The sequence below is a fragment of the Acaryochloris marina MBIC11017 genome (genome assembly GCF_000018105.1).
Taxonomy (GTDB): Bacteria; Cyanobacteriota; Cyanobacteriia; order Thermosynechococcales; family Thermosynechococcaceae; genus Acaryochloris; species Acaryochloris marina.
The window spans coordinates 17,121-40,203 of record NC_009930.1 but is presented as its reverse complement, the minus strand read 5'-3'; the positions used below and the strand labels follow the sequence as shown (position 1 = coordinate 40,203).

The window sequence follows — 23,083 nt, the reverse complement described above, 5'->3', positions numbered from 1 at the left end:
AAAGGTCTGGGTTAAAGCAACTTTATAGATATTGATTCTTTAGATATGTTCTATCGGATAAATCTAACGGCTAGAACAACTAAGTATCAGTGCGTTTGCTCTTGATAATGAAAGGATTATGTTTTTTTGAGATTAACAAACCATCATTAATTGTCTAAAAGAATTAACTTCTAGCCCAGACCTTATAGCCGCTAACTCCTAGCACCGGAATATATGGCATCTAAGGGGATGACCTGGACATGGCCGTGGTGCTTTATGTAAGTTTGGACGTATTTTTCGGTGGCATTGAATAGGAGTAGTTTGAAGGGCTCATCAACTTTGATGTCAGCCATTTCACCGAAGACTCTGACCGCAAGGCCAACGAATCCTTTTATGGCTTCTGTTGCAAGAAAAGCCCCCGCTTCCACTGGTGATCGGCCCCAAGAAAAACCTATTCATTGTTGATTATCAACGGAATAAAGTCATTCCCATCAATTCCTTGGCATTAATTCAGGAATAACCACAAAAAAAAGAACCCCCTCCAACCCAGTGAAGGATCGGAGGGGATTCTCGGAGCAACGTTAAGCAGCCTGATGTTGGCTGGACTGGAGGTACTGGTCGATGTTGTACCGAGCCGTACTCCAGGCTTTTGCCGTGTGCCATTCAAAGGCACCCGCAATATCGGAGGCATAGCTCGGATACAAACCAAGGAGGTATTTCTCAACCCCCTCAGTATCCTTGTACTGAACCCCCGCCAAACCGCAGACCTCATCCACGAGGGCACTGACTTCATCCTGTTTTCCCTTCAGAGTCTCGCCAGTTGTGAGAATCCCAGCGATATTCTTAAGGTTGCAGACTAAAGCCGTCTCATAGGCTGCGGCGACCCCCACGGCATCACCCATTGCAGCTTGCTTCAGCAGTCCGTAGACCGCCTTCTGCATCCGAGTTAAGCCCTTGGCCTTCTTCTCGGGTTTGACTGCCTTTTTCGCCATCTGCGTATCATCTAGGTCTAGGATTTCAGCGAGTCGGATGCAATGTTCCGTTCCCCGGAGGTTGACCGAGCCATCCTTTAACTGCTGGGCGAATTGGCACAGCTCAGAAGTGGTATCCGCATCTTCACCGTCCCGCTTCCGCACGTTCTCGGGCAGGTAGGTAATGATGAGATGCTTCCGTAGCTTGGCATCTTCCGCCAGTCCTAGAGCCTGACGAGCCGCGATGGTGAGGGCGTTGCGTGTGCAGGCTTCAAAGTTTTTGTTAGACATGATGTTCACCATTGAATTTGAGTGACGAAACTCTCTGAATGAGAGTACGGTGGGACTCTCGCAGTGGTGGTCTGCGCCCAATCCTCGCGCCGAATCTCGAATATCGGTTGTGCAGCTTTGTGAAGCGTCCGTGTGGCGTACTGCGATCGCAAGGTCGTATCGGTCAAAGTAAGGGATACCGATCAAGCGTCTCTTGGACCTGATCATGGATGGACCGTCGTTGCTGGCCCAGCCGTTCCCTCGTCTCTTGACAGGTTCGTTTGATGTCGTCTGCCGTGGCTTGCATCTGTGAAAGCAAATCCAGAATGGTCTGTGAATTATCCATGTATTTCTCCTGGTGTAGCGACTAGAAACATTGGACTGACCCGCTCAGCGTTCTCTGTCCTCTCTCGCTGAGGAACAGCCCCGTTAGCGGGTTGGAAGGGGTTTAGGCTTCCTGATGCATTCCGAGTGCATCGTCTGGAGGGTGGGTATTGATTGCCCCCACCGATGGGCTATGGACCTGATTAGTGCAGAGGATTGAGGGTTGTAGAGAAGTCCCTCTCATCCATGTCAACAATATATCTATTTTCCTATGCAGTGCAAGGGAAATTTAATCAATATAAGTTATTTGTCTGGAGGGAGTTATAAGCAAATTCTAGTGTGATAGCATTGGCTCAAATCCCATGCATTTCAGCGTATGGATAAAGACAATGAGTGGACATAAAACCAAACCCCTGTCCCCTTTATTTAAGGCTCAGTGTTTTAAACCTGAGGGGGATGAACCCCGAACGGCACAGGTGACGTTCAGGCTGGATCAGCGGCTCAAGGATGCCATTGTGGAGCACGTGGATAATCCGTCTGAGTGGATGCGAATGGTCCTTGCCCAGGCAGCGAAGGAACAGGGGTGGTTACGGGATTGGGATTAGGGTGTTTTTGGGGTGGTGATGGTTGCGATCGGACCTGTGATTCCTGCTTATAAAGGCATGGGTGAATCTTGTCGATGGGTAGTCATCCGCTGAAGTTACAGGGATAAACTTTGGCATATACAGCAAAAGACCCTCTGAGTACTATGAGGGTTAAAATCTTTGCAGATGGTTTATCGAAGTGGTATTTTGAGTGGTTGAATCGCTATCGTTGTTTGGGGAAGGATTACGAAATCTATTTAGAAACGATTGAAGTCATGATTAATATCTGTTTTATTCGACTGCTCATGTGTCGATTAGTGACTTTAGTTTCTGTTTAGAAATTAGCTCTGAGTGAAGACGCTGGGTGATACGATAGCAACTTCAATACCAACTCATTGAATTCAAACCTAAAGAATCATCCAGATGTTCAGAATCCTTATAGAAACTGAACTCTAACCCATGACAGGCAGCCCCAAAACTAGACAAATCATGCCCTTCTAAATTCCACTTAATTCCATATTTTTCCACTTAAACTTAACTTTTTTCTCTTTAAGTAGAAGTTTATTTTTATTGCTTTTAGACTGACATGCTGGGCTTTTGTAACTAAGGTAACACTTACAAATAGTTGGATAAGTGAGAGAAAAGCAATGGCCAAATCTTATATGATGTGGGCTGCTGCACTAATGGTTGGGGCTACATCTGTTCTTTCCCCTGCTCAAGCTGCAACATTCAGCTCAGAAACTCCGCTAGAAAAATTTGAAGAGACTCAAACACTGGTGGCTGGCAGAGGTCGAGGTAATCGATACTGTTGGCGTCGGTATGGTCGTGTTCGGTGTAAAGGTCGTAGAGATCGGTTTGATAACCGTTGGAGAGATCGTCGTTGGAGAGATCGCCGTTGGCGAAGGCGAGATGGACGATGGCGGGATGGACGATGGCGAGATGGACGATGGCGAGATGGACAATGGCGAGATGGGCGATGGCGGGATGGACGATGGCGAGATCGCAGACATCGAAATGATGATTGGCGCTGGCGTAGAGGCGACAAACGAGGCGATTTTCGAGATAAGCTTGACCGCTGGTTAAATCGCAGAGTCTATGATGATTAGATACTGTCAAATTGGAAATTGACATATATTTAGAGTCACCTCTAAATGGCTTAGTGGGCTGGGAAGGTATACCTTTCTAGAAGGCACTAAGCCATTTGCCATTTTTTAGAGGAACATATTGAGGCCGCTTGAATTTGGAAAAATAAGCTGACGAGGATGTAGAGGCTTAGTGCTATATCCCAGCCCCAAGCCTCACTCACAGGCTACTTGGCTGAACCCCTCGAAGGCCAATCTCTCGGATCCATACCTTAGAGAATTGCCCCAAGCTTTTTCCTGGAGTCATCAGGCTTTCAAAGCCCTCACTGAGTTGGACAATGAATCCCTGCCTCCATCGCTCCCAATCAGTTTGCTTGGGATAGTCAATCTCGTCACAGTACTCAGTCCAGCTTTCTTGTTGAAACTCGGAAGCACATAAAGAAGTTCCTTTCTCTTGCACCTGAATGAAATGGTGATCAATCAATTCTTGGATAAACGGTGGATGGCCGCTTGAAAGTTCATTATCATCCAGCACTGGGAACTCATAGACAAGCCGAAGTTCTTCCACAGAATGTTTTTTAGCAAGTCTGAGGAGTTCTAGTTGTGGGAGAGAAAGAGATGGGATATCGGCCATAAGTTATCTCCATCGCCCAGTTCATGTATATTGAACCAGCGTTAAATATATATCTGTGAATTGATAGATGTTTACTCAGAACGTCTCAGCGACTTATCGATACCAGCCTTGATTGCTCGGAGTAAATCACGATCCTCGTTGCGACTGTTCATACTGACCGTTAGCTACTGGTTAGAGAATCCATACGCTGAAACACCCTATCAGCAAGTCTTTTGGTTTCCTCAAATAGTTATCTTTTCAGAATGGTATCAACAAGAAAGTATAAATACTTTTCTAAACACCTAGCGATACAGCAATACTCTCTCCCGGCCAAGAGTGGTTAGCATTGCTAACTAAATTCTAATTATGCCAAATCAGGTATAATTCGGATATGACGGACAAGCCCATCAACTGGATAGGAACTTCATTAGAAGATATTTCAGATTTTCCAGAAAGCGCACGACGCAAAGCAGGGTTTCAGCTTCGGCTTGTCCAAGGAGGTGAGAAGCCGACGGATTTCAAGTCCATGTCTGTTGTTGGAGCTGGGGTTAAGGAAGTCCGAATCCGCACTGAAGACGCATACCGGGTCTTCTATGTCGCCAAATTTGCAGAGGCTGTGTATGTCCTTCATGCGTTCCAGAAAAAGACTCAGAAGACCTCAAAGTTAGATATCGAGATTGGACAGAGACGTTATCAGCAATTACTTCAATACCGAAAGTCAAGGGAGTAGACAGTGATGAATCAAGAAGAATTTACAGTGACGAAAGGCAGTCAAAATGTATTTGCGGATCTGGGGTTTGATGCAGAGGAGTCCCAGAACCTTAAGATTAGGGCTGATCTGATGTTGAGCTTGCGGAGTTTTATCCAATCTCAAGGATGGACCCAACAAAAGGCAGCTCAATTTTTCGGGGAGACTCAACCTCGCATTAGTGACCTGATGACGGGAGATATTGAGAGATTTAGCATTGATAAATTAGTCAAGATGCTATCCCGTGCAGGTCTGGAGGTGAAAGTTGAAGTGGGGGCTAAAGCTGCTTGATCCCCTTTCTCATCAATCCGGCAGAATACTAAGGGTGTATCATCCGTGCCTTTGACCTGGATAGGTCAAGTGCTTTTAAGCCTATTTTTGGACAATAGTAGCCAGAGACCGACGACAATATATAAAACATGAGCGGTCAATCTCCCAACCACTCGGGGATCACCTCCAGTTTCGATGATCTGCTGAATACCATTGGCGACTTGTGGAACGCCTATGACGAGTAGGCCAAAACCAACTATTTTTCTGATGAGCTTCATAAACGTACCCTCAAGAATTTATCAGCAGTTGTAGCGACTATTAATACGGTCTTCATACCGCCAAACAGGTATGGCGGCTTCCTTGGGATAACACAGCCAACGAATGTACAACGGTTGAGAGCGTTCTGTTTAGCCTTTGAAGCCTTCATCAGTACTATGAGACAATTTCCATGCTGATTTCATCGTTTGAATGGCTATTTCTAGTGGAATGTTCTGAAGAATCTCTTTGTGGTGAATGACTAAATCAGCGACGAGAATTTGATAAATATCTACGTCCTTGTAGAGGGCTGAGCTGCCTTGTCCATCCAGGGTTTGAACAGACTCTTCCTGGATAGCATCTTCAAGACTTGCATTTGGAATAGTTTGCTTGCTCAACATTGCAGTCATCTCCAAACCCTCGTTCTAGAAGCATCACAGGTATGGTCCCATGACGGGAGAGTCGTTACCGTGAGCAGTATCATCACCTGTTGATGACTGTGAATACCTTGGAGCAGTGATCCAAGTCTCCTAGCAAGGCACTATTGCAACGTTTTCAGGGGGCAGATATTCTTAACAGCCTTGTAGATTCAACGGTTGTTCATTTTGTCGTGAAGGGTAGGTCAATGCTGTTAAGAGAAGAATTACAAGATCAAAGGCAAGATGCAAGGCCACCTTAATCATATCCCTGAGCATCACTACAACACCCATCAACAGAAGTCTCATTAGCGTTAATCTTGTCCGGGAGACTGAACGGGACTTGAAGGTAACTAGTTTGCCAGGTAGGTAGACGAAAATTGATAGGGCGATCACGTTGACGATCAATAAACCTAAAAGCAGATAACCCCCAATGCCAGCTAGAAAGGAGCCTTTTTCTATGGAGGGTATCAGCTTAATTAAGGCTGCTAACACACCAACCATACTCAAAGGAGCCAGCCAACTGGGTAGGGTGATGCCTTGGGTGAATTCCTCCAGAAGATGTAACCCTTTATTGAGGGCAAACCCAAACCAATCAACTCGGTTATCTGACATATCACCTACCCAGCAACTTTGCCGATATTCTAGCCACGGTTCTTACTTTGTCAATTAATTCAATGAGGGATGACTCCATCAGTAATGAACAACAAGCAATCATTGTTGTTACTCGTTCTTGGAAGCCAAGAGTTGTAGTGATTTGATATCTGTAATCCAGCGATACAAAGCACTTTCAGCCAGATCCTTACTGGTACTCACGACCGTCTGAACGGTCTCTTCGCCGCTGGTATGCAAGACGAGGAAGGAAAACTCGCGAAGCTCAGTCATCCCCACCTCGTTTCAGCACCCATAATTCAACAGCCTCACCGATTAGGTCAAGGACCGTTGGAGACGCTTCAATGTTGTTTTGTGAATCGAGGTCATCACCCTCCTCAATGACTTCTGAGGGGATGTACCCTATTTCAGCTTCAATCATTTCATCAGATAGAAAGCTTGGTGATGAATAGTACAAATGCTCTAGCTTTTCTCTTTGTACCTCGAAATCGGACATTTTTCTATACCCTTTTCTATTTCTCGACAGAGGAGGTGGCTAGAATGACTCCACCCAAAGACCGGATGTTTAAGGATACGGTGTGACTTAACGCTTAAGCTGTTTGGTCTATGGATTAAGGCAAAGGCAACAACCCAGATTCAGTTGAGGTGGTACTTTCTAAGTCTTTGACAATGGCTTTGACTGGTTTTGCGATCGCAACTTGGTCTTGGCCCCCAAATACTATACTCTAGGCGGCTAAGATATTAACTTTCTTAAAAGACTGAAACTTGAGTGATAGTAAGGTGGTGAGTTTCGCCTTATGCTCTCCATTACACTGGTCGATGCACTGTTGAATGGCCCCTTTGAAGGCGGGAAAATCAGCATAATACTTTGAATAGAGACATTCCTTGCGTACAAAACGCCAGAGTCGCTCAATCAAATTCAAATGGGGTGAATAGGAGGGCAGATAGACCAGCTCAATATCGACGATCTCGGCAAAGTCCGTTACAAGCTGACATTTCTGGTATCGCGCATTGTCTAAAATCACGCTGATGGGTATGACTGGGTCAAGTAGCGCCAGCTTGGCCAGTAACAGGCACATACTGTGAGAATTGATATAGGTGTGGTTGGTAACGCTGACTAGGTCTTTGGTGATAGCGTCGAGCGCGCCCAGGACATTGAAACGTTGGCGACCAGAAGGAGAAGGGATGAAGATCCGAGTGATGCACCAGACAAACCCTAGATAAGCACGGTGAACAAAGTGAGCAGCATCCACAAAAAAGACAAGACGCTCTTGGCGTTGAGCTTCCTCTAATAAGGGTTCAAGGCGAGTGTGTCGAAACTGCTCTTGCTCCTCAATTTTCTCGGGCAGACTCGACTTTCCCGGCACATACCCCACTTTTCGATAACGACAACCGATGCGTTTGAGGAAGGCTTTGATTTGGGTGGGACTGCGTTTGATGCCTGTTAATTGCTCAATGACCGCTTGAGCTTCTGCACTGGTGCGGGGAGGATGTTGCTCAAAGTAAGCTCTCACACTATCGCTATGAGCGTTGAGTAGACTCGGTTGACCTTTATATTCAAGGGTCTTCAGCCCTTCAATCCCTCCTTGTTGATACTGACGAAGAGTTTTGGCTAAAGTGGGGCGACTAATCTGACAAAGCTGGCAGATCTGGGTATGGGAAAGACCTTGACTCTTCAAGTAGAGCACTTCCATCCGTCGCTGCACCCGTGGGTGAGGGTGATGATAGCGTTCGTAATTGAGTTGTTGGATTTCCTCTGCGGTGAAATCAATTTTAATCATGGGAGTGGAGGATAGGTGCGGGGATACTCCCAGTGTGCCAAATCTCTCTACCACAATGTTAAGTCACAAGTCGTCCGCAGTATATCTAGATTAATGCCCCAGTAATTAGAACATTGTCTGTATAAACTCAAAAATCCCATCGAAATCAGATGAATTTTTGTAAGAACTCAAGCAAAATATCTTTTTTATCCTGAAAACTCTTTTAGGTGACTGCTCTAATTCTTTAGATATAGCTATTCATACAACCACTGACTATGAAGTGGATAAGATATGAATCAATCAATCTTGTTGACCAGTGCTCTAGCCATTTGGAGCGTTTTGCTCACACCAGGATTAGCCCAAGTATCTGCTGATCGGACGTTAGGGAATGAGAATTCGGTAATTGAGCAACAGAGAAACCGGATTCTGATCAAGGGAGGGGCTTCAAGAAATAAATCTCTATTCCATAGCCTTAAGGACTTAAGTATAGGGACTGGTCAGGAAGTTTACTTCTCAAATCCCAATAACATCAACTTGATCCTGACCCGTGTAACGGGTGGAAATCCATCAAATATTAATGGCACTCTAGGTGTACTAGGTGATGCTGACCTATTCTTGATGAATCCATCTGGGATTTATTTTGGACCTAATTCTTTTTTAGATTTAAATGGATCATTTCTTGCAACTACAGGAAGTAGATTTATATTTAAAGATGGAAAATCGTTTAGTGCAATCAATCCTCAACCAGTACAAAATCTAAAGTTAAGTATTCCAATCGGCATTCAATTTGGTAACACAGCTCAAGATATAAATATCCAATCAGTTTATGTTGTAGATCCTAGTATTACTACATGCATGAATCTGTGCTTTTCTGAATATCCAAATTTGAGGGTTAAGCCTAGAAATACGATATCAATTCTAGGCGGAGGTATAAATTTCCTACGAGGTGGCATCCAAGTTCTCAATGGAAATATTGAAATTGGTAGTGTAGCACCAAGAAGCTACGTAAGTTTACAGCCTACCAATCAGGGCTGGCTATTGGGGTATGAAGATGTTGGGTCTTTCAAAGATATAAATGTAAAAAATTCCAGCAAGATATTAATTGATAGCTCTGATTCTTCAAGAAATAAATATTTACGTATAAATTCAAGAAATTTAAATGTTGAAAACAATGGATTGATTGATACTTATTCATACTTTAATGGGACTGGTGGGAATATCTTCATAAATACACGGAATGCACTCAATATTGATAATAGTGGCACTATATCTTCAAATTCATATCAGTCATCCAGTGGTGGAAATATACTGATCAATTCAAAGAATACTACATTAGAAAATATGGGTAAAATATCCAGCAATTCTAATGTATTTGGGAAAGCAGGAAATATTACAATAGCTTCGAAAGAAATACTTCTTAGAGACAACGCAGAAATTGGATTATTTTCAAGCAATGCACCTGGAGGCTCTCTCTCTATCACAGGCAATAATCTAACTCTGGAGGATAATGCTTCTATTTCTATGATTGTGGAAAATCAACGTCTCGGTGATTTAAATATTGAACTTGATAATATTTTGCTGTTGAGAAATAAGAGCAAGATAAAATATGATGCAAACGGACTTGGTATTGGTGGTTTAATTGATTTCGATGTTAGACTCCTGGTAGGTCTAGAAGAAAGTCTTATTGAGATTGATGCACCTCTAACTCAATTCAATATTGAATCATTAGGTTTTTTTGATTCAAACGGTCAATTTATAATTGATGCTGCTGAAAAATACAAAGAATCACTAGCTCAACCAAAAGACGTTATAAAAAGTTGTCGTCCTGGTCAATCTCTCGGAAATAGCACTTTCGTGAATGTTGGAAGAGGTGGAGTACCTCTTGGCCCACATCATATCCAAACGCCACCCTCCATTTGGCAAGACTTGAGAGAGCCACAAATATCCCCCCAAAACTCTCCTTCTTCAACAATTACAGAAACATCCAATCTCACAAAACGAGAGACATATAATCAATCACTGACCCCAGCGTCCAACCCTACCATTGTTGAGGCACAAAGATGGATTCGGGATAAACAAGGCCGAGTAGTATTAACAGCAAACACTTCAAAGCTTATGACCTATAACTCTGGTCAATCTGTTGCAAGTTGCTGATTAGTCCGAAGTAAAGCTGCACAGGTTGCAACTCGCAATGACTAAGCTGAGCGAACCTGTCTTGTCATCTTCTTCATGGCGATATTGAGGATTTGCCGAACCCGCTCTCGACTGACACCAATTTGCTTGCCAATGACTCCCATTGATTTTGGCTGACCATCCGTTAAGCCATACCGCTGATCAACGATGAATCTCTCCCGCTCAGTTAAGTAGGCCATGCATCGGGTTAGAGCATCTTCAATTTCTAGCCCATCCATGATCGAGAGAGCAGCGTCTTCTGTTTGGATTAAATCAATAAGAGCATCCTTCTGTTCTGGGCCAACGGGCTGATCGAGAGAAGAAACAGCTTGAAATGATTGCAGGGTATTGCGAATCAGTGAAGACTTTATGCCAGTCGCTGCTGAGAGTTCTTTGAGGGTGGGAGTACGCCCTTTCTCTTGCGTTAATTGGCGAACAGCCTTCTTGATCCTGTGGGCGCGTTCCCATTGATGAATAGGGATATAGATAGTGCGGGACTGGGATTTCAATGCCCGCTTAATCGCCTCTGAAATCCACCAATAGGCATAGGTGCTGAACTTACAGCCTTGAGCTAAGTCAAACTTGTCAACAGCAGTATTGAGACCAATGCTGCCCTCTTGGATTAGGTCCATCAGGGGTAAACCGAGATGCTGATGCTTCTTGGCAATGGAGACCACCAGGCGCAGATTACACTCAATCATCCGTTGTTTGGCTTTGAGATCACCAGCTTTAACCTGTCGGGCCAGTCTGATTTCTTCTTCATGGGAGAGGAGTGGGTAACGGCCCATCTCCTTCAAATAGGCTTGAACGCTGTCGTTCTGAATCGCCATATTTAAATCCCCAAACACCGTTGCTAGAGGAATACCCCACCTACCGGAGAAATGGAATAGCTTATTCGTATTTCTTAAAAAAAGAGGTGCTGATCCCAGGTAATAGAGGAAATGGGAGTCTGGCAATGAACCCCTGTCCACTGCCCAAAGGAATGGGATTTCGTATCGGTTTGCATGGCCTATTTCTCCCAATACAAATGCAGACCCAGCCCAAATTCAGCGGCAGCTCTGCGAAGGGCCATTGAGCTAGCATTACTTGTCGCATCACCCCAGCTTTCAATGTCGCTGTCGGCAATTCCCAGAGCTGATCGCGAAAGGCTACCGTCCTCGCCATGAATCGTTATCGTTGCCTTCACTACGGTTTTTCCGTCGCCAAAGTGTGGTGAGCAGTCATATTCAAAGCCCGGTGCCCTGGCCTCTAGAATGCGAACGATGTCGTACCAACTGACAAACCTCAAGGCCACGCCTTTCTTTGATTTGGTCTTGATAAATCGCCCAGGAATAGGCCGTCTCAGATCCTCCAAGATTTCCTCAAGCGGTCGTCGAAATGCCCTAGGGGTATTAGTCTGAGATTGAGATGGTGTAACTGCTTGAGTGGTCGAGCGGCTGAGGGAAAGGATTTTTCTATCTTGCATGGGTTAGCTCCAACTGATCGGCATCGGGATACTTCCATCTGAGGTAGGTTGCGAGTCCATGCCCTGGATCCGGTGCGCGATGGGTTCCAATCACCACAGAGCCTTGCCTGACGATTTCCCTGATTTCACTCACAACGGCAGCTCTCGTGGGGGGCTTCCATCGGCCTGAGACCAAGATTTTGCACTGCTTTGACAATTTCAGGGCAGCATCCCTCGGTTTCTGGTTCAGCTCTAGCACTGCATAGAGGTAGGCTTTGTATGCCTTGGCACAGTTACTGTTCTCAGCATCACTGTATGAGTGGAACGGGCACTTGAGTGGGCTATTCTCTAGGAGTTATAACCCTTTGCGGCTCGTGCTTCTAGATAGTTTCTTGAGTTTGATGTTCATGATCCATCCCTCATCCCACCTTTGCCTGCTCACTGTCTGCCACTAACGACAACAGCACATCCACCACTGAATGCTTCCACCGCAAAGATTCAATGGGCTTGCCATTCGATTTCTCTTCCAGCGTTATCACCGCCAAATCACCCGCTTTGTCGATGGGCTTCCACTTCAGGACATTTCGAGCGGTTCGATAGCTTTCTTGATAGCCCGCTGCTTCAAGGAGTTTGTTAACTCTGATGGCTGACAGCTTAGGCTCTAGCAGTTGGCCCAGCTCAGTTGGGGTATAGGTTTGTTCTTCTGGGGGCAGGGAAGGTAAAGCGTCCAGACCCTCACTCATAATCGCGGACCATTCAGGGTGAACGCCGACAATGGCACTTGATTTGACGATGGCTAACCTCGCGGGTTCAACGACTTCACCAAAGGTCGCTTGGAGGACAGATTCAATCTCATGGGGGCTAGGCTGATCGGGGTCTATGTTAATGGGAGGGCGTTGACTGCTCTCCCACTCTTTCACCCATTGAGTGAGCTGATATTCAAACTCGACGGATAGCCAGGTGCCAAAAGCGATGGCTAGGTCAGGGTGTATCCAGGTGCCTTGTTCTTCAGGGGTTCCACCTTTACGAACAAGTACCAGTTCCGTTACGCTTTTTCGCGTAACGGAGGCCACGTAAGCGATGTAGGCTTTAGCTCGTGCGGATCGAGTCCAGTTCTCTGTTCGCTTCGTCTTGCCCGTCGCAACTTTATACGCCTCACAGGCTTTCGTTGCGTTCACGTATCCATCAGCTTTCTGCATCCCTACAGAAACGCCGTGAATTTGATGGGCTAGGATATTCGTTTCCATAATGTCCTCGCTAATATTCAATGTTGATTGGATTTGTTGGCCTGGGTGATTTGAAGGTTTTGGCATCACCCAGCAATGACGATCATGTTTTCGACTAGCTCATTGGCAAGAGCCACCATCATTCGCTGTTGCCCGGTGAGTCCTGCTGTGAAAGCTTCTAAGACCGCTTCAGCCGCTTTCATCCTGCGGGAGTAGGGACCGAAGGACCGATGATCGAGGGTCGTGCCGACAAAGTTGGATTGGCCCTGGACAAAGTTGATGTAGACGTACCCGATCAGCCGAGAGCCATAGAACACATTGAACTTGCGATAGTTGTCAGCAGTGGGCCTCGTGTGAAGTTCGTAGGAGGGCAGTTCGATGTTGTCGGGTACTGGTTTTGGCAATGTTGTAGGATTCATTTGAATAACCTCGTTGAATGGTTCTTCAATGAAGGCATCAGCAGGCATCGCTTGATTCAGCAAAAGATTGGCGATGCTTTTTACTGTTCGGACATGAATGGCAGATCGTCGTAGCCGCCATGAATCAGGGCTTCTAGCATCAGTGCGGCTTCAATATGCTTAAGGGCATCGTTCTGACGACGTTCGGATCTGAGGGTCGTGGCCTCGGCCATGAGATAGGCAACACAATCACGGAAGCACTGGGCCTTTTGACGGTCAAAGGGAATCCGTTGAATCTCTGGTTCAAGCAGGGGCCAGACCGCTGGATTGAACAGTTTCTGAGCACCACTGAGCATTAATTCCTGAGACTGCATCAGACTCTTCGCCGTGGCTATCGTCACAATTGCCATTGGTGAATAAGCGGCATTGACGATGGGTGGATCCAAGGGGAATTCAGGAAGACAGGGATGGTCTTTCATGGCTATCTCCAGGTATGGATTGTTGGGATTGATGGGGGAACGACACGGAGAGTAGGCGGTCCCTCATGCACAAAGGCAGCTTGGGCTATCGGTTTCGATGTTTGAGCCTACGGAGTTCAAAAGATCAGTGGGGTAGAGGGGTTCTGGTTCCGTTGCTGGCTTGGCAAGAGCGATAAACCGCAATGAGGCAAACACATCTCTGGGGGTGGAGTGCTGGAATTCCATGACCCAAGGATTGAGGGCTTGCCAGAGGTTGAGTGCCTGATCGTCACTGAGGTCTGTGCTGCCTAAGACCAAGCGGTTGAGGGCTGCGACTTGCTGACAGTCAAGCTCAACTTGAGTCGTAAATTGAACGATTGGAACCAGTTTGTTTCTGGGAGTCGGTTTCATTGTTTTAACCCTATGTAGCGACTGGGTATATGTGGCGTGGAAGGGGGCAGGGTGCCCCCAGGATATTCCTAGAATTCGTCTTCGTAATCGTTCTCAGCGTCAATTTGGCGAGTGGAGGGAACGGTACGCCAGTTGGCTAGCCAGTGGTCATTCCCATAGGTGGCTTTGACCCAAGCCTCTAAGCGAGGTCTGAGTAGTCCAGGTTTACAGATGACGGGTGCGAAGACTTCAAACAAGTCGCCCCCTTCACGAACACCGGGGTATTGTTCAATCTGAAGTTCCACCATCACCATTTCGGGATGGAGGGGATCTGTGACCTGAGCGTCGATCCACTTCTCCAGCTCGTTAACGGTGGTGGGCGTTTCGAGTACAGTATTCATAGTTAATTTCCTTTACGGGGTTTTAACTAGGGCATCCGGGAACTGTCCAGGCGACCGGGTGCCTTTTGTTGTATGAAACAATAATACCAAATATATTGGGATTAATCAAATTATTTGTTATTTATTGCTAATCTTTTATAGTGCCTCTACAATGTAAATGAACCAAGATATACAAAAGCAGGGACTATTATGGACTCATGTTTGCTACTGAGTCGAAGTGTGGATATCGATTTCTCTGAATGGTTTCTTTTGAAGCGAAAGAGGGCTGAACTAAGTCAGACACAATTAGCTAATGAGCTAGGAGTAAAACCACAGTCGATTGGAAATTGGGAGAATGGGCGGTCAATCCCCACTCTTAACCCCTGCCAGGTAAAAAAACTTTGTGAAATGCTGAACGTCACCTTAGAAGAACTATGTAACGCTGTTCATTGGGAGGGGCCAAGTCAATAGCCCTCAGAATACGATATAAACAAATTTCCATTGTTTGCGTTTGAGGACACAGACAGCACAATGACCTCAGATAACCAAGACACTACCCCAACCCGTTTTTCTTCTTTGGTGGATCTATCCAAAGACTTGCTGCCCATATTGGCTGTCATTGGTTTTCTGATAGGTGGTCTGTTCTTCCTGATCAATACCAGTGTTGCTGCTATCGTCCCCACTAGTGAGAGCCGATTACTGGACAAGATTGCTGACAACAGGATTGAGATTGAACTGTTGCGTAAAGATATGAATACTCAATTTGAAGGCGTCAACCAACGCTTGGATCGGATTGAGCAACTGTTGCAAAACGGTCAACCATGACTCAGATTCCTTCCCTAACTCAACAACAGCTAGAACTGCTGAGATTAGCCAAGAAGGATACTGTGGCTGAACTACGGCTTTCCTATGAGTTTCCAGTGCTGGATGACAGTGTACCTTCAGGCGGCCATTCAACGTTTATCCAAGAATTAATTGATCACCATTTCATTCAGGTACAAGCCAAAGAAACTTCTATACGTGCCTCTGAGTTTCAGCAAGAGAATTGGTCCGAGTTCTGTGACGAGATTGACTATCCCAGACAAGCCGATTGAGGAGTATGGGTAGTATCGGATACTGTTGGCGAATGTGCTACAAATATGAAATTCAAATACTACGCACGGCACAACCTACAGAATTTCGTTGCACTTATGATCCTGTAATACATGTGTAGTTGCATTTGTAATACTTTCGCCAACAGTATCAGTATCGGAACAGAAACGTACGCTAAGCTTCCAAATTTTCTGTACCAAATTAAACCTCTCAACCAGAAGGGGCCTGAAACCCTTGATATTCCGTTCCGTTTTTCTGTACCAATTAACCTAAGGTCTAAATGGTACAGTTTCTAAAGTAAAAAATACAGCCTCTGAAATCTACTATATATATAGCTTTCAGCCATAGCGTACGTTCCTGTTCAATTGCTACTCAAGGGCCTTAAACTGTGTGGTAAGTGACCATTGTAGACCTCCAAAACTAAGACTAGGCAACGTATCTATTTAATTCTAAAGATTGGAATATTCTTACACCTTAGTTCACTTTTATAACCCTTGCTCCAGACTTCACAACCAATGACCAATAAATTTTTCCAACAATATCGTTTCACATACTCCTGTAACACCTGTTGAAGTCATGTTGCTTTTTGTTTTTACCCCTTGATAATGTCACTTACCGATTTCGACGTGGGAAGTATATGCTCATGATCTTTACTCACAAGTCATTTTAATTTTCAAATATTCTCTGCATCACATATGAGTCTGAAAAATTCTCAGCATCGTTTTTTACTCTTCACTACTGATGACCTGATAGAGATATTTAGTATGCCAGTCTAGATGAAGATTTAAGTATTTTAAGATACATATTCTCGTGCAAATTTCTACATCTAACTTCTTGAAAGTTATTCAATTTTTTGAACTCAAAGATATACAGTATCAAAATCTTAAACTGAAAAATGCATAGTTTAGTTATAAAGTATTTAGCATCACAAAAAAAACTTAATTGCTCAGCAAAAATAATAAATAATCTAGAAATATCTTATTATTATTCTAGATGGAAAGTTTAAGTACTTTAAGTGTATCATTTATGATATATTTATTCTCTATATCTAAATAGAAATACTATCTAAATCAATTTTGAGCAAACAAAAATACTTATATTACTTCTATGGAATCAACAAAAAATAATAAGACATTGTCTTCAATCTCGTTCCTATTGTTATCTTTACTAGTAATTTATCTCCTCACTATTAATATCGCTTGCTGGATAATTGTTATTTCTATTATTTTTATATATTTGCGCAAAATATCATTTCATTTATGGGTTCCTACAATTATAGGAATATTAAGTTTAATTATTTTTGGCTATATCGACCAAAGTCTTGAAATTTATAGATCTTATATATATGATCAAGAGCATCTTAAGGTCATAATAAGCACATTTTTTGTGCTGTTACTTTCTATTCTTGTTTGTATGTCAGGGCGTTTACTTTCTGAAAAATATGTTTTTAATAAAATCAAGAATACTAATGGTGAGTCATTAACTTATTCAAAATGGTTTGAAAAGGAGGAGACTGTAGAACCTGAACAAAAGCTACATTTAAACAAATTACATGCTCAATATTCAGCATTAAAATATATTCCAAGAATAATTGGTCTATTACCAACATATGGTCTCTTAACGGGTATTTATAAAGTTAATAGATATAAGTTATATATAGATATTGGAGAGCTAAGTGATTCTGATCTATTTGCATTGATATGGCTTGCAATGACTGGGGTTATTCTTTTTTGTCTTAATCAGATAATTTTCTATAGACGTGATATTATTAACATCATAAAAGAAAATCTCTTGCTTAACAAGAACGAAGTTAAAAAAAAATCTTTAGAAAAGTATGAGAATCAAATCTTATTTAATCCAGTTACAGAATTTTTGGTGATCACACCAGCTCTAATCTGTTTCATATTTTTCACTATGCCCACAATTGCTAACACATCTGGCAGTTATTCTTTTCAATCTTTATTTGTATTTATAACATGCTTAATTTTTAATATTTTCCTATATCTGTTCAATAAAAACAAGATTAAATGTATTTCTAGTGAGGTCGATAAGAAAAAGAAATTAATTGAGGTCAATCTGCTTCTTATATCACGTATTGTAATAACTTTATTAGTATTTCTTTTGCTTGTTCCTAAATACTCTTCAGTAAAATTCATCGTTTTCATTGGTCCAATAAGTATCACAGCTCTTTGTCTAGGAAGTTTTTCAGTTATTTTTTCTAATATTTACTACTGGGGTTACTCAACACCAAAAGAGGATTTTAGATATATAAATATATTGCCTGGAGAAAAAATACCTACTATAACACTCATAATTATACTAGCTCTAATATCAAGTCAGTTTAACTGGAATGATAATCATCAAATAAGACATATATATGGCATTAAAGAACAAAATAAAACTGAAAATTCTAAAAAGAAAGATATTGTTCTAAGCATACCAGATGCATTTGATAGTTGGATAGAAAAACGAAATGATAAAAATAAGTATATCGAAAAAAATATAGCTTATCCTGTTTATATTGTTTCTGCACAGGGTGGTGGAATATATGCTGCATACCATGCAGCATCTACGTTAGCAAAGCTACATGATACAAGTGATGGAAAGTTTTCAAGCCATGTCTTTGCAATTAGTTCTGTATCAGGTGGTAGTTTAGGCTCAGCGGTGTATTCAGCATTAGTTAAAGAGTTTGCACAGCAACAGAATAAAAATATTAATAGCCCAACAACTATAAATGTTCACAAAAAAATATCTCCATATGTAGAAAAAATATTAGGTAATGACTTTCTATCGCCATTATTTTCTTTAGCTCTGTTTCCTGATTTACTACAAAGATTTATCCCAATACCTATTAGTACATGGGATAGAGTACGTGGTCTAGAGCTTGCATTAGAAGAATATTGGGATAATACTTTTAATGCCAGTACTGAAATGAAGAACTATGAAAACTATTTTTCAAATTCTTACAAGGAATTTTGGAATTTATGTGAGGAAAATCCTGCATTAGTTTTAAATACTACAAACGTTGAAACGGGTGAACGAGTAGTTTTTAGTCCTTTTAAATTTTCAACAAATGGGTTAAATTCTTTTTTTGATTTTGATTTAGTTTATCCTAATATTCCTCTTAGTACTGCTACATTCATTAGTGCGAGATTTCCTATATTCACTCCTGCTGGATGGTTTAAACATTACGTTAAAGATGAAACCTCAGCTACAAAACGTATCAGTAAAAGCCGACTTGTAGACGGAGGTTATTTTGATAATTCAGGTGTAGCTACTGCAAGAGATATTATTGATGAAATCCTTGAAGATACTCAGATTTATAATCCAAAAACAGTTAAAAAATCTAAAGAAAAAGTTCTGAGAATTAGTCTTATAAATATTGCACTTGTTGATTCACCTGATACAAGAAAATTTTCTGATGCCAGTCATCAGGGTTTGAATGAAATACTTTCTCCATTGCGCACAGTAGTCAATGTTCGAAATTCACGTGCTAATAGTATTATTGAGCAAGCAGAAGATGACCTTAACACTCATCCATTAGCTGTTTCAAATATAAAAAAGAATAAAAATGAATCAAATATGAAAATCATATATAATACACGATTTATACCAATATATTTAGATAATTATATTGGAGAAAGAGCAACTTTACCGTTAGGTTGGCTGCTATCAAAAAATACTAGAATGTCAATAGATACACAAATTCCAGAACCAGATAATGATCTTGACTCTGACTCTTTATGTAAATCTGACGAAAGTGATAGTTTCGTTATAGAAAAATATAATTTTTGTATTTCTGAAGAAATTAAAAACCAATTACAATAAAAAGTAATTCGTTGTGCATTAGAATGTTTTAGGTTTGAAGATTATAGTGGTTTGAGTTTCCAGCATTTACAAGTTAGCGACCGATCAGAAAAAATAAATCTATCAGTCTTGAGTAGCCAAAATTGATTAACGTCCGCAAATCTGATAGGCTTAATGCTTACCCGAAGCTAAGCTCTGTCTGCTTTACATGGATTGTCCTCACTACCACTCAACCTGCGTCTCTTTTCTTCAGCATAAAACTAACCTCGGGTATGACTTTAAATTATCAGGGAAGGATACCGTGTCAGTTTCCAGAGAGAGACAGATATCTTTCTCAATAAGGTTAAGTACGCTATTAAATTGACTTCTTACAACTAGAGAGAATCCAATCACAGAGGGAGCGTAATATATACCTAGTCTACTCTAGATAATTATCCATTATCTGGAAAATTCCTATGATTTTTTGACTAAATGATTTCAGACTAGGGATATATTACGCTCCCACAACAACTTACCAATCGCCCCCTTCACCTACTCATCCGTTACCCCCACTGAATCTCCCCAAACCGCTTCGGATTCAGCATCGTATAGGTCACCGTATGCTGGATATTGCGATGTCCCAACCAATCTTGAATCAACCTCGTATCCAACCCCTGATTCGCCAGGTGATACCCACAGCTATGGCGCAGCATATGGGGATGACACTTTATTCCCAGTTGCGCCAACTCAGCATAACGATTGATGAGACTCGTCACAGCATCATCAATGTCGTCTATTCCTCCGTAGCAATCATGACAGTAGCCACGGCATGAACCCTGATGCAATCCCAGAATTTAACCCTTAGTGGTGCCTAGAAACTTTTCAATCCACTGGTCTGGCCACAGTTAGAACCAGAGATTGAACGGATTCTCTTTGACTGGCAAAAGGCCCAATGTTTCCGTGATTGTGTCGCCTATTTGATTGCTGAGGCGACGACGCTAAGGTCCAAACATCGGCAGATCGATGCCCTTAAGCATATTGAGGCGGCACTGATGCTTGAGGAACTGATTCACGGTGTTTATGACGTGGTGTAGTCAATGACTCAAAGGAAAAGGCATCGCTAAGTTTACCGAGGGTATTTAAGGTCTGTGCAGGGCTATTTTAAATTCCCAAAAAAGTAATCTGAAACCAAGATTTTTATGTTCACAGATTTTTCATAGCATGACTGCGACATGGAGGGCAGTGCGCTTAAATTACCGCTGATTAACTTATTACAGATCTAATGAACGCTAACAAAATCATGGCTCATTAGGGGAAGATTTCTAGGAGCTTGTCCGTATAAACTTTAACCACTTTTTCATAGCCAGTCACGGTGAGATGAAGCTCATTAGCCCAGTCATCTTGTTGAATGACTTCTCTCAAGTCTAGATAATGCACGTTATTTTTATTATTATGCGCAATTGTTTTGAGTAATATATTAAATTTATCGATCAACTTTATAATGATTTTCTGACCATCCTCAAAGTCAATTCGCTTCCTTGCAAAGGTGGGAGCCATCCATGGGCCAATAAAACCAAAGTTTTCATCACCGACCACAGGTTTTCCATCAGGTATTGCATAACCATACCCATGCAAGAGTATTTGTATGTTGTCATCAATATCAAGTATTTCACTAATAAACGTTTCAAAAATTTCTCGAAATACTTCTTCTAAAATATAGTCTACATAACTATCTCGCAGCAGTCCATATTTACCTTTTAGCATATTGTGATTGATGAAAGCTTCTAATCCATCCCCGACAACATCATTACCTCCTCCAGAAAACAAGACAAACTTAGGTTTATATCTCCTGACTAATGCTAAAGTTCTTAGGAACTGATTTTTCCTGGGTTCACCTAGCTTATCTAGATCGTTGCCGAATACCATGTTCTCCAATGTATCACCAGCTTCAGCTATCCGTAAGATATTAAATTTTCTCTCGTCCCCAAGCTTAAAAGTATTTAATTGATTAATTAGATCACCTTTTTCAGGATCTTCGATCCAAGATGGTGGATAATCAAACCATGAATCGCCTTCTGCTATACCTATTAATGCATTGGGGAATCTAATAATGCGAAATTGGAATGCAAATTCATTGGAAGAATTTCTAATACTTTCGATCGCTGATTCTAGATTTTCTCGTGCTGAGGCCATAATCACAACTTCCAATTTATGAAAGCATTAGTTTGGACAAGGAAACAACTTGATAATTGTGTTCATGCAGTCGTGGTAACAGCTTATTCAAGACATCTACAGTATTAATAGCCTGATGACTAAAGCCACCGTGTAAAAGTAGAATAGAGCCAGGAAAAGTAAAGCGACCTATATTCTTTAATGTGAAGTCTGGATCATCTAAAAATTTCAGTGTATCAAACGGAATCATTGATGCCAAAGCAAATTTTTCTTGATAACCTAAGCTCTGCCCTACTGTTATTAATGTATCAAACATAGATTTGTTAAAGAAACCCTGTCCAGGTCGGAACCAACAAACGGGTTGACTAATATGCTGTGACAAAAATTGATGTGCTTCAAGAAATTCAGTTTCAAATTCTATTTTGGATAGACTTGCATGACGTCGATCAATTTTTCCATGATTGCCGATTTCATGACCTTTATCACTAATTTCTTTAAGTATATCTAAATCTAATTTACTCTTATCACTTTCATACTTGACATGATCAGTGGTTATAAAGAAAGTTGCACTTACAGTTGTTGAAAACGATTCATTATGTGCTTCTATGGCTTCTAAAATCTTCCGAGCCGATTGTTTATCATCTTCATTTTGAGCAGGTATATCATCAATTGTCAGTGAAATAATCTTTCTATTTGTCTCTTTTAGAAATACTGCTTTAGGGATTTTTTTTGCTATTTGAGAGACTAAATATCTACTAAGTTTATTATTGGTCATTTTATTGGTTCACTTCTAGCCAGAATAAATAGGTCTATTAAACTAAAAAAAGATAGAGATATTGTAACCGACAATAGTTATATCACTGCAGACCTCAGTTTATTGACCACTATCATAAAGTAGGAAGGTATTTCCTACTTTATGATATATGTTTCAAAAAGCAATCGAACTCGTTAGCGATTACAAGTAAAACTATTCCATGCTGGACTAGAATGAGGCAGCCTTGACCATAACGCATATCTGATAACTCTTGAAGAGTTTCACTACCTTTAAATCACTACCAATCCTTAAAATTATAGTGAAACATTTAGCTCAATTTCTATTTCAGTGTTTGCACGTACTGGAGTTGTTTTCCCGTTTACAATAATAATATTATTACCACCATCAATTCTCCACTCTCCTAAAGATATTTCTTCACCTGTATTAATTTGAAAATCACGTTTCTGATTTGTTTCTCCTCCTACCGCATCAATATCAAGACTACTAGATACTTTAGTTTGATCTGGGGAGAGAAGTTTTGCTGAAAGATTAACATTTAACGGAAATGGACCTGGCGGATCATATTCTTCAGTTTTCATGAAGAAACCATTCTGATCAGTTGTGACTGATAATATCGGCATAATATAGCTCCTTGCTGGGAAAAAACTCAATATAGTACTTGCAGAATATTCTGTATAACCAAACAAAATTCAGGATATTCACCTTCTTTAATTGGTTTACTACCGAAAATTCTTTCAGCTATTTTTTTGAAGGCATGAATTCTAAAATTTTAGATCTTTCTTCTCGAAACAGAAATTCCAGGATTTCTCCAACTAATTTAGTAAGAGAATTGACTTATATTTTAAGAATTGCATATGCTCTTTCAGTTTAAAAAATTACCACTAGAGCATTTATATAAAGAAGTTA

At 41.6% G+C, this 23,083-nt stretch carries 30 protein-coding genes and 1 pseudogene; 10 read left to right on the top strand and 21 right to left on the bottom strand.

The features are described from left to right. Positions 1–560: 560 nt before the first annotated feature. Both AM1_RS34770 and AM1_RS42710 read right to left on the bottom strand, forming a co-directional pair. Complete coding sequence (locus AM1_RS34770) at positions 561–1,448, bottom strand: hypothetical protein (RefSeq protein ID WP_012168024.1); 888 nt, start codon at positions 1,446–1,448, stop codon at positions 561–563. Further along, the gene (locus AM1_RS42710; protein WP_012168025.1) at positions 1,405–1,566 is read right to left on the bottom strand and encodes a hypothetical protein; all 162 of its coding nucleotides are present in this window, start codon (positions 1,564–1,566) and stop codon (positions 1,405–1,407) included. The genes AM1_RS34770 and AM1_RS42710 overlap by 44 nt, the downstream gene beginning before the upstream one ends. A gap of 367 nt (positions 1,567–1,933) precedes the next feature. Here AM1_RS42710 and AM1_RS34765 point away from each other — a divergent pair, with 367 nt between their 5' ends. The 3 genes from AM1_RS34765 to AM1_RS34760 all read left to right on the top strand — a co-directional run bounded on the left by AM1_RS34765 (position 1,934) and on the right by AM1_RS34760 (position 3,234). Then, entirely contained in the window at positions 1,934–2,149 is a 216-nt protein-coding gene (locus tag AM1_RS34765; RefSeq protein WP_012168027.1) for a hypothetical protein, read from the top strand. Positions 2,150–2,292: 143 nt separating this feature from the next. Then, complete coding sequence (locus AM1_RS42705) at positions 2,293–2,466, top strand: hypothetical protein (protein ID WP_012168028.1); 174 nt, start codon at positions 2,293–2,295, stop codon at positions 2,464–2,466. Positions 2,467–2,775: 309 nt separating this feature from the next. Beyond that, entirely contained in the window at positions 2,776–3,234 is a 459-nt protein-coding gene (locus AM1_RS34760) for a hypothetical protein (RefSeq protein WP_071820030.1), read from the top strand. Positions 3,235–3,430: 196 nt separating this feature from the next. Here the strand turns inward: AM1_RS34760 and AM1_RS34755 are convergent, their stop codons facing one another. Next, a complete protein-coding gene (locus tag AM1_RS34755; RefSeq protein ID WP_012168032.1) occupies positions 3,431–3,844 on the bottom strand; it encodes a hypothetical protein in 414 nt (137 codons plus the stop codon). A 370-nt stretch (positions 3,845–4,214) separates the two neighbouring features. Here AM1_RS34755 and AM1_RS34750 point away from each other — a divergent pair, with 370 nt between their 5' ends. Both AM1_RS34750 and AM1_RS34745 read left to right on the top strand, forming a co-directional pair. Next, complete coding sequence (locus AM1_RS34750) at positions 4,215–4,553, top strand: type II toxin-antitoxin system RelE/ParE family toxin (RefSeq protein WP_012168034.1); 339 nt, start codon at positions 4,215–4,217, stop codon at positions 4,551–4,553. A gap of 6 nt (positions 4,554–4,559) precedes the next feature. Beyond that, a complete protein-coding gene (locus AM1_RS34745) occupies positions 4,560–4,862 on the top strand; it encodes a helix-turn-helix domain-containing protein (RefSeq protein ID WP_012168035.1) in 303 nt (100 codons plus the stop codon). 65 nt (positions 4,863–4,927) lie between these two features. Here the strand turns inward: AM1_RS34745 and AM1_RS34740 are convergent, their stop codons facing one another. The 6 genes from AM1_RS34740 to AM1_RS34720 form a co-directional block, all read right to left on the bottom strand. Beyond that, positions 4,928–5,119, bottom strand: coding sequence for a hypothetical protein (locus tag AM1_RS34740; RefSeq protein WP_012168036.1), 192 nt, complete (start codon positions 5,117–5,119; stop codon positions 4,928–4,930). A 129-nt stretch (positions 5,120–5,248) separates the two neighbouring features. Further along, positions 5,249–5,497: a hypothetical protein gene (locus tag AM1_RS34735; protein ID WP_012168037.1), complete on the bottom strand. Its 249-nt coding sequence runs from the start codon at positions 5,495–5,497 to the stop codon at positions 5,249–5,251. Positions 5,498–5,668: 171 nt separating this feature from the next. Continuing rightward, positions 5,669–6,127, bottom strand: coding sequence for a hypothetical protein (locus AM1_RS34730; protein ID WP_012168038.1), 459 nt, complete (start codon positions 6,125–6,127; stop codon positions 5,669–5,671). A gap of 108 nt (positions 6,128–6,235) precedes the next feature. After that, a complete protein-coding gene (locus AM1_RS42700; protein WP_012168039.1) occupies positions 6,236–6,397 on the bottom strand; it encodes a hypothetical protein in 162 nt (53 codons plus the stop codon). After that, positions 6,390–6,620, bottom strand: coding sequence for a hypothetical protein (locus tag AM1_RS34725; RefSeq protein ID WP_041661430.1), 231 nt, complete (start codon positions 6,618–6,620; stop codon positions 6,390–6,392). The genes AM1_RS42700 and AM1_RS34725 overlap by 8 nt, the downstream gene beginning before the upstream one ends. Positions 6,621–6,849: 229 nt before the next feature. Beyond that, on the bottom strand, positions 6,850–7,905 hold the full coding sequence (locus tag AM1_RS34720) for an IS630-like element ISAcma14 family transposase (RefSeq protein ID WP_041658446.1): 1,056 nt from the start codon (positions 7,903–7,905) through the stop codon (positions 6,850–6,852). A gap of 270 nt (positions 7,906–8,175) precedes the next feature. On the opposite strand from AM1_RS34720, the gene AM1_RS34715 reads away from it, so the two are divergent. Further along, complete coding sequence (locus tag AM1_RS34715; protein WP_012168042.1) at positions 8,176–10,038, top strand: filamentous hemagglutinin N-terminal domain-containing protein; 1,863 nt, start codon at positions 8,176–8,178, stop codon at positions 10,036–10,038. A gap of 41 nt (positions 10,039–10,079) precedes the next feature. Here AM1_RS34715 and AM1_RS34710 read toward each other — a convergent pair whose 3' ends face one another. The 8 genes from AM1_RS34710 to AM1_RS34675 form a co-directional block, all read right to left on the bottom strand. After that, positions 10,080–10,886, bottom strand: coding sequence for a sigma-70 family RNA polymerase sigma factor (locus AM1_RS34710; RefSeq protein ID WP_012168043.1), 807 nt, complete (start codon positions 10,884–10,886; stop codon positions 10,080–10,082). A 179-nt stretch (positions 10,887–11,065) separates the two neighbouring features. Further along, entirely contained in the window at positions 11,066–11,521 is a 456-nt protein-coding gene (locus AM1_RS34705) for a hypothetical protein (protein ID WP_012168044.1), read from the bottom strand. Then, complete coding sequence (locus AM1_RS34700; RefSeq protein WP_187152998.1) at positions 11,511–11,696, bottom strand: hypothetical protein; 186 nt, start codon at positions 11,694–11,696, stop codon at positions 11,511–11,513. The genes AM1_RS34705 and AM1_RS34700 overlap by 11 nt, the downstream gene beginning before the upstream one ends. 223 nt (positions 11,697–11,919) lie before the next feature. Further along, complete coding sequence (locus AM1_RS38095) at positions 11,920–12,813, bottom strand: KilA-N domain-containing protein (RefSeq protein WP_049783903.1); 894 nt, start codon at positions 12,811–12,813, stop codon at positions 11,920–11,922. Further along, the gene (locus tag AM1_RS34690; protein ID WP_148216096.1) at positions 12,813–13,145 is read right to left on the bottom strand and encodes a hypothetical protein; all 333 of its coding nucleotides are present in this window, start codon (positions 13,143–13,145) and stop codon (positions 12,813–12,815) included. Before AM1_RS34690 ends, AM1_RS38095 begins: the two co-directional genes overlap by 1 nt. 80 nt (positions 13,146–13,225) lie before the next feature. Next, on the bottom strand, positions 13,226–13,603 hold the full coding sequence (locus AM1_RS34685; protein ID WP_012168048.1) for a hypothetical protein: 378 nt from the start codon (positions 13,601–13,603) through the stop codon (positions 13,226–13,228). A 63-nt stretch (positions 13,604–13,666) separates the two neighbouring features. Further along, on the bottom strand, positions 13,667–13,993 hold the full coding sequence (locus tag AM1_RS34680; protein ID WP_012168049.1) for a hypothetical protein: 327 nt from the start codon (positions 13,991–13,993) through the stop codon (positions 13,667–13,669). 68 nt (positions 13,994–14,061) lie between these two features. After that, entirely contained in the window at positions 14,062–14,373 is a 312-nt protein-coding gene (locus tag AM1_RS34675; RefSeq protein ID WP_012168050.1) for a hypothetical protein, read from the bottom strand. Between the two features lie 189 nt (positions 14,374–14,562). On the opposite strand from AM1_RS34675, the gene AM1_RS39365 reads away from it, so the two are divergent. The 4 genes from AM1_RS39365 (at position 14,563) to AM1_RS34660 (ending at position 19,272) form a co-directional block, all read left to right on the top strand. Continuing rightward, complete coding sequence (locus tag AM1_RS39365; protein ID WP_012168051.1) at positions 14,563–14,823, top strand: helix-turn-helix transcriptional regulator; 261 nt, start codon at positions 14,563–14,565, stop codon at positions 14,821–14,823. A 60-nt stretch (positions 14,824–14,883) separates the two neighbouring features. Beyond that, positions 14,884–15,177: a hypothetical protein gene (locus AM1_RS34670; protein ID WP_012168052.1), complete on the top strand. Its 294-nt coding sequence runs from the start codon at positions 14,884–14,886 to the stop codon at positions 15,175–15,177. Continuing rightward, the gene (locus AM1_RS34665) at positions 15,174–15,446 is read left to right on the top strand and encodes a hypothetical protein (RefSeq protein WP_012168053.1); all 273 of its coding nucleotides are present in this window, start codon (positions 15,174–15,176) and stop codon (positions 15,444–15,446) included. Before AM1_RS34670 ends, AM1_RS34665 begins: the two co-directional genes overlap by 4 nt. Before the next feature lie 1,411 nt (positions 15,447–16,857). Next, the gene (locus AM1_RS34660) at positions 16,858–19,272 is read left to right on the top strand and encodes a hypothetical protein (RefSeq protein ID WP_148216095.1); all 2,415 of its coding nucleotides are present in this window, start codon (positions 16,858–16,860) and stop codon (positions 19,270–19,272) included. A gap of 521 nt (positions 19,273–19,793) precedes the next feature. Here the strand turns inward: AM1_RS34660 and AM1_RS42695 are convergent. The 4 genes and pseudogenes from AM1_RS42695 to AM1_RS34640 all read right to left on the bottom strand — a co-directional run. Then, positions 19,794–19,994 (bottom strand): annotated as a pseudogene (locus AM1_RS42695) (tyrosine-type recombinase/integrase); the annotation flags it as partial. Between the two features lie 544 nt (positions 19,995–20,538). Further along, positions 20,539–21,423: a GDSL-type esterase/lipase family protein gene (locus AM1_RS34650; RefSeq protein ID WP_012168057.1), complete on the bottom strand. Its 885-nt coding sequence runs from the start codon at positions 21,421–21,423 to the stop codon at positions 20,539–20,541. A 16-nt stretch (positions 21,424–21,439) separates the two neighbouring features. Beyond that, positions 21,440–22,177: a chitin deacetylase family protein gene (locus AM1_RS34645; RefSeq protein WP_012168058.1), complete on the bottom strand. Its 738-nt coding sequence runs from the start codon at positions 22,175–22,177 to the stop codon at positions 21,440–21,442. 293 nt (positions 22,178–22,470) lie between these two features. Continuing rightward, complete coding sequence (locus AM1_RS34640; RefSeq protein WP_012168059.1) at positions 22,471–22,797, bottom strand: hypothetical protein; 327 nt, start codon at positions 22,795–22,797, stop codon at positions 22,471–22,473. Positions 22,798–23,083: the final 286 nt, after the last annotated feature.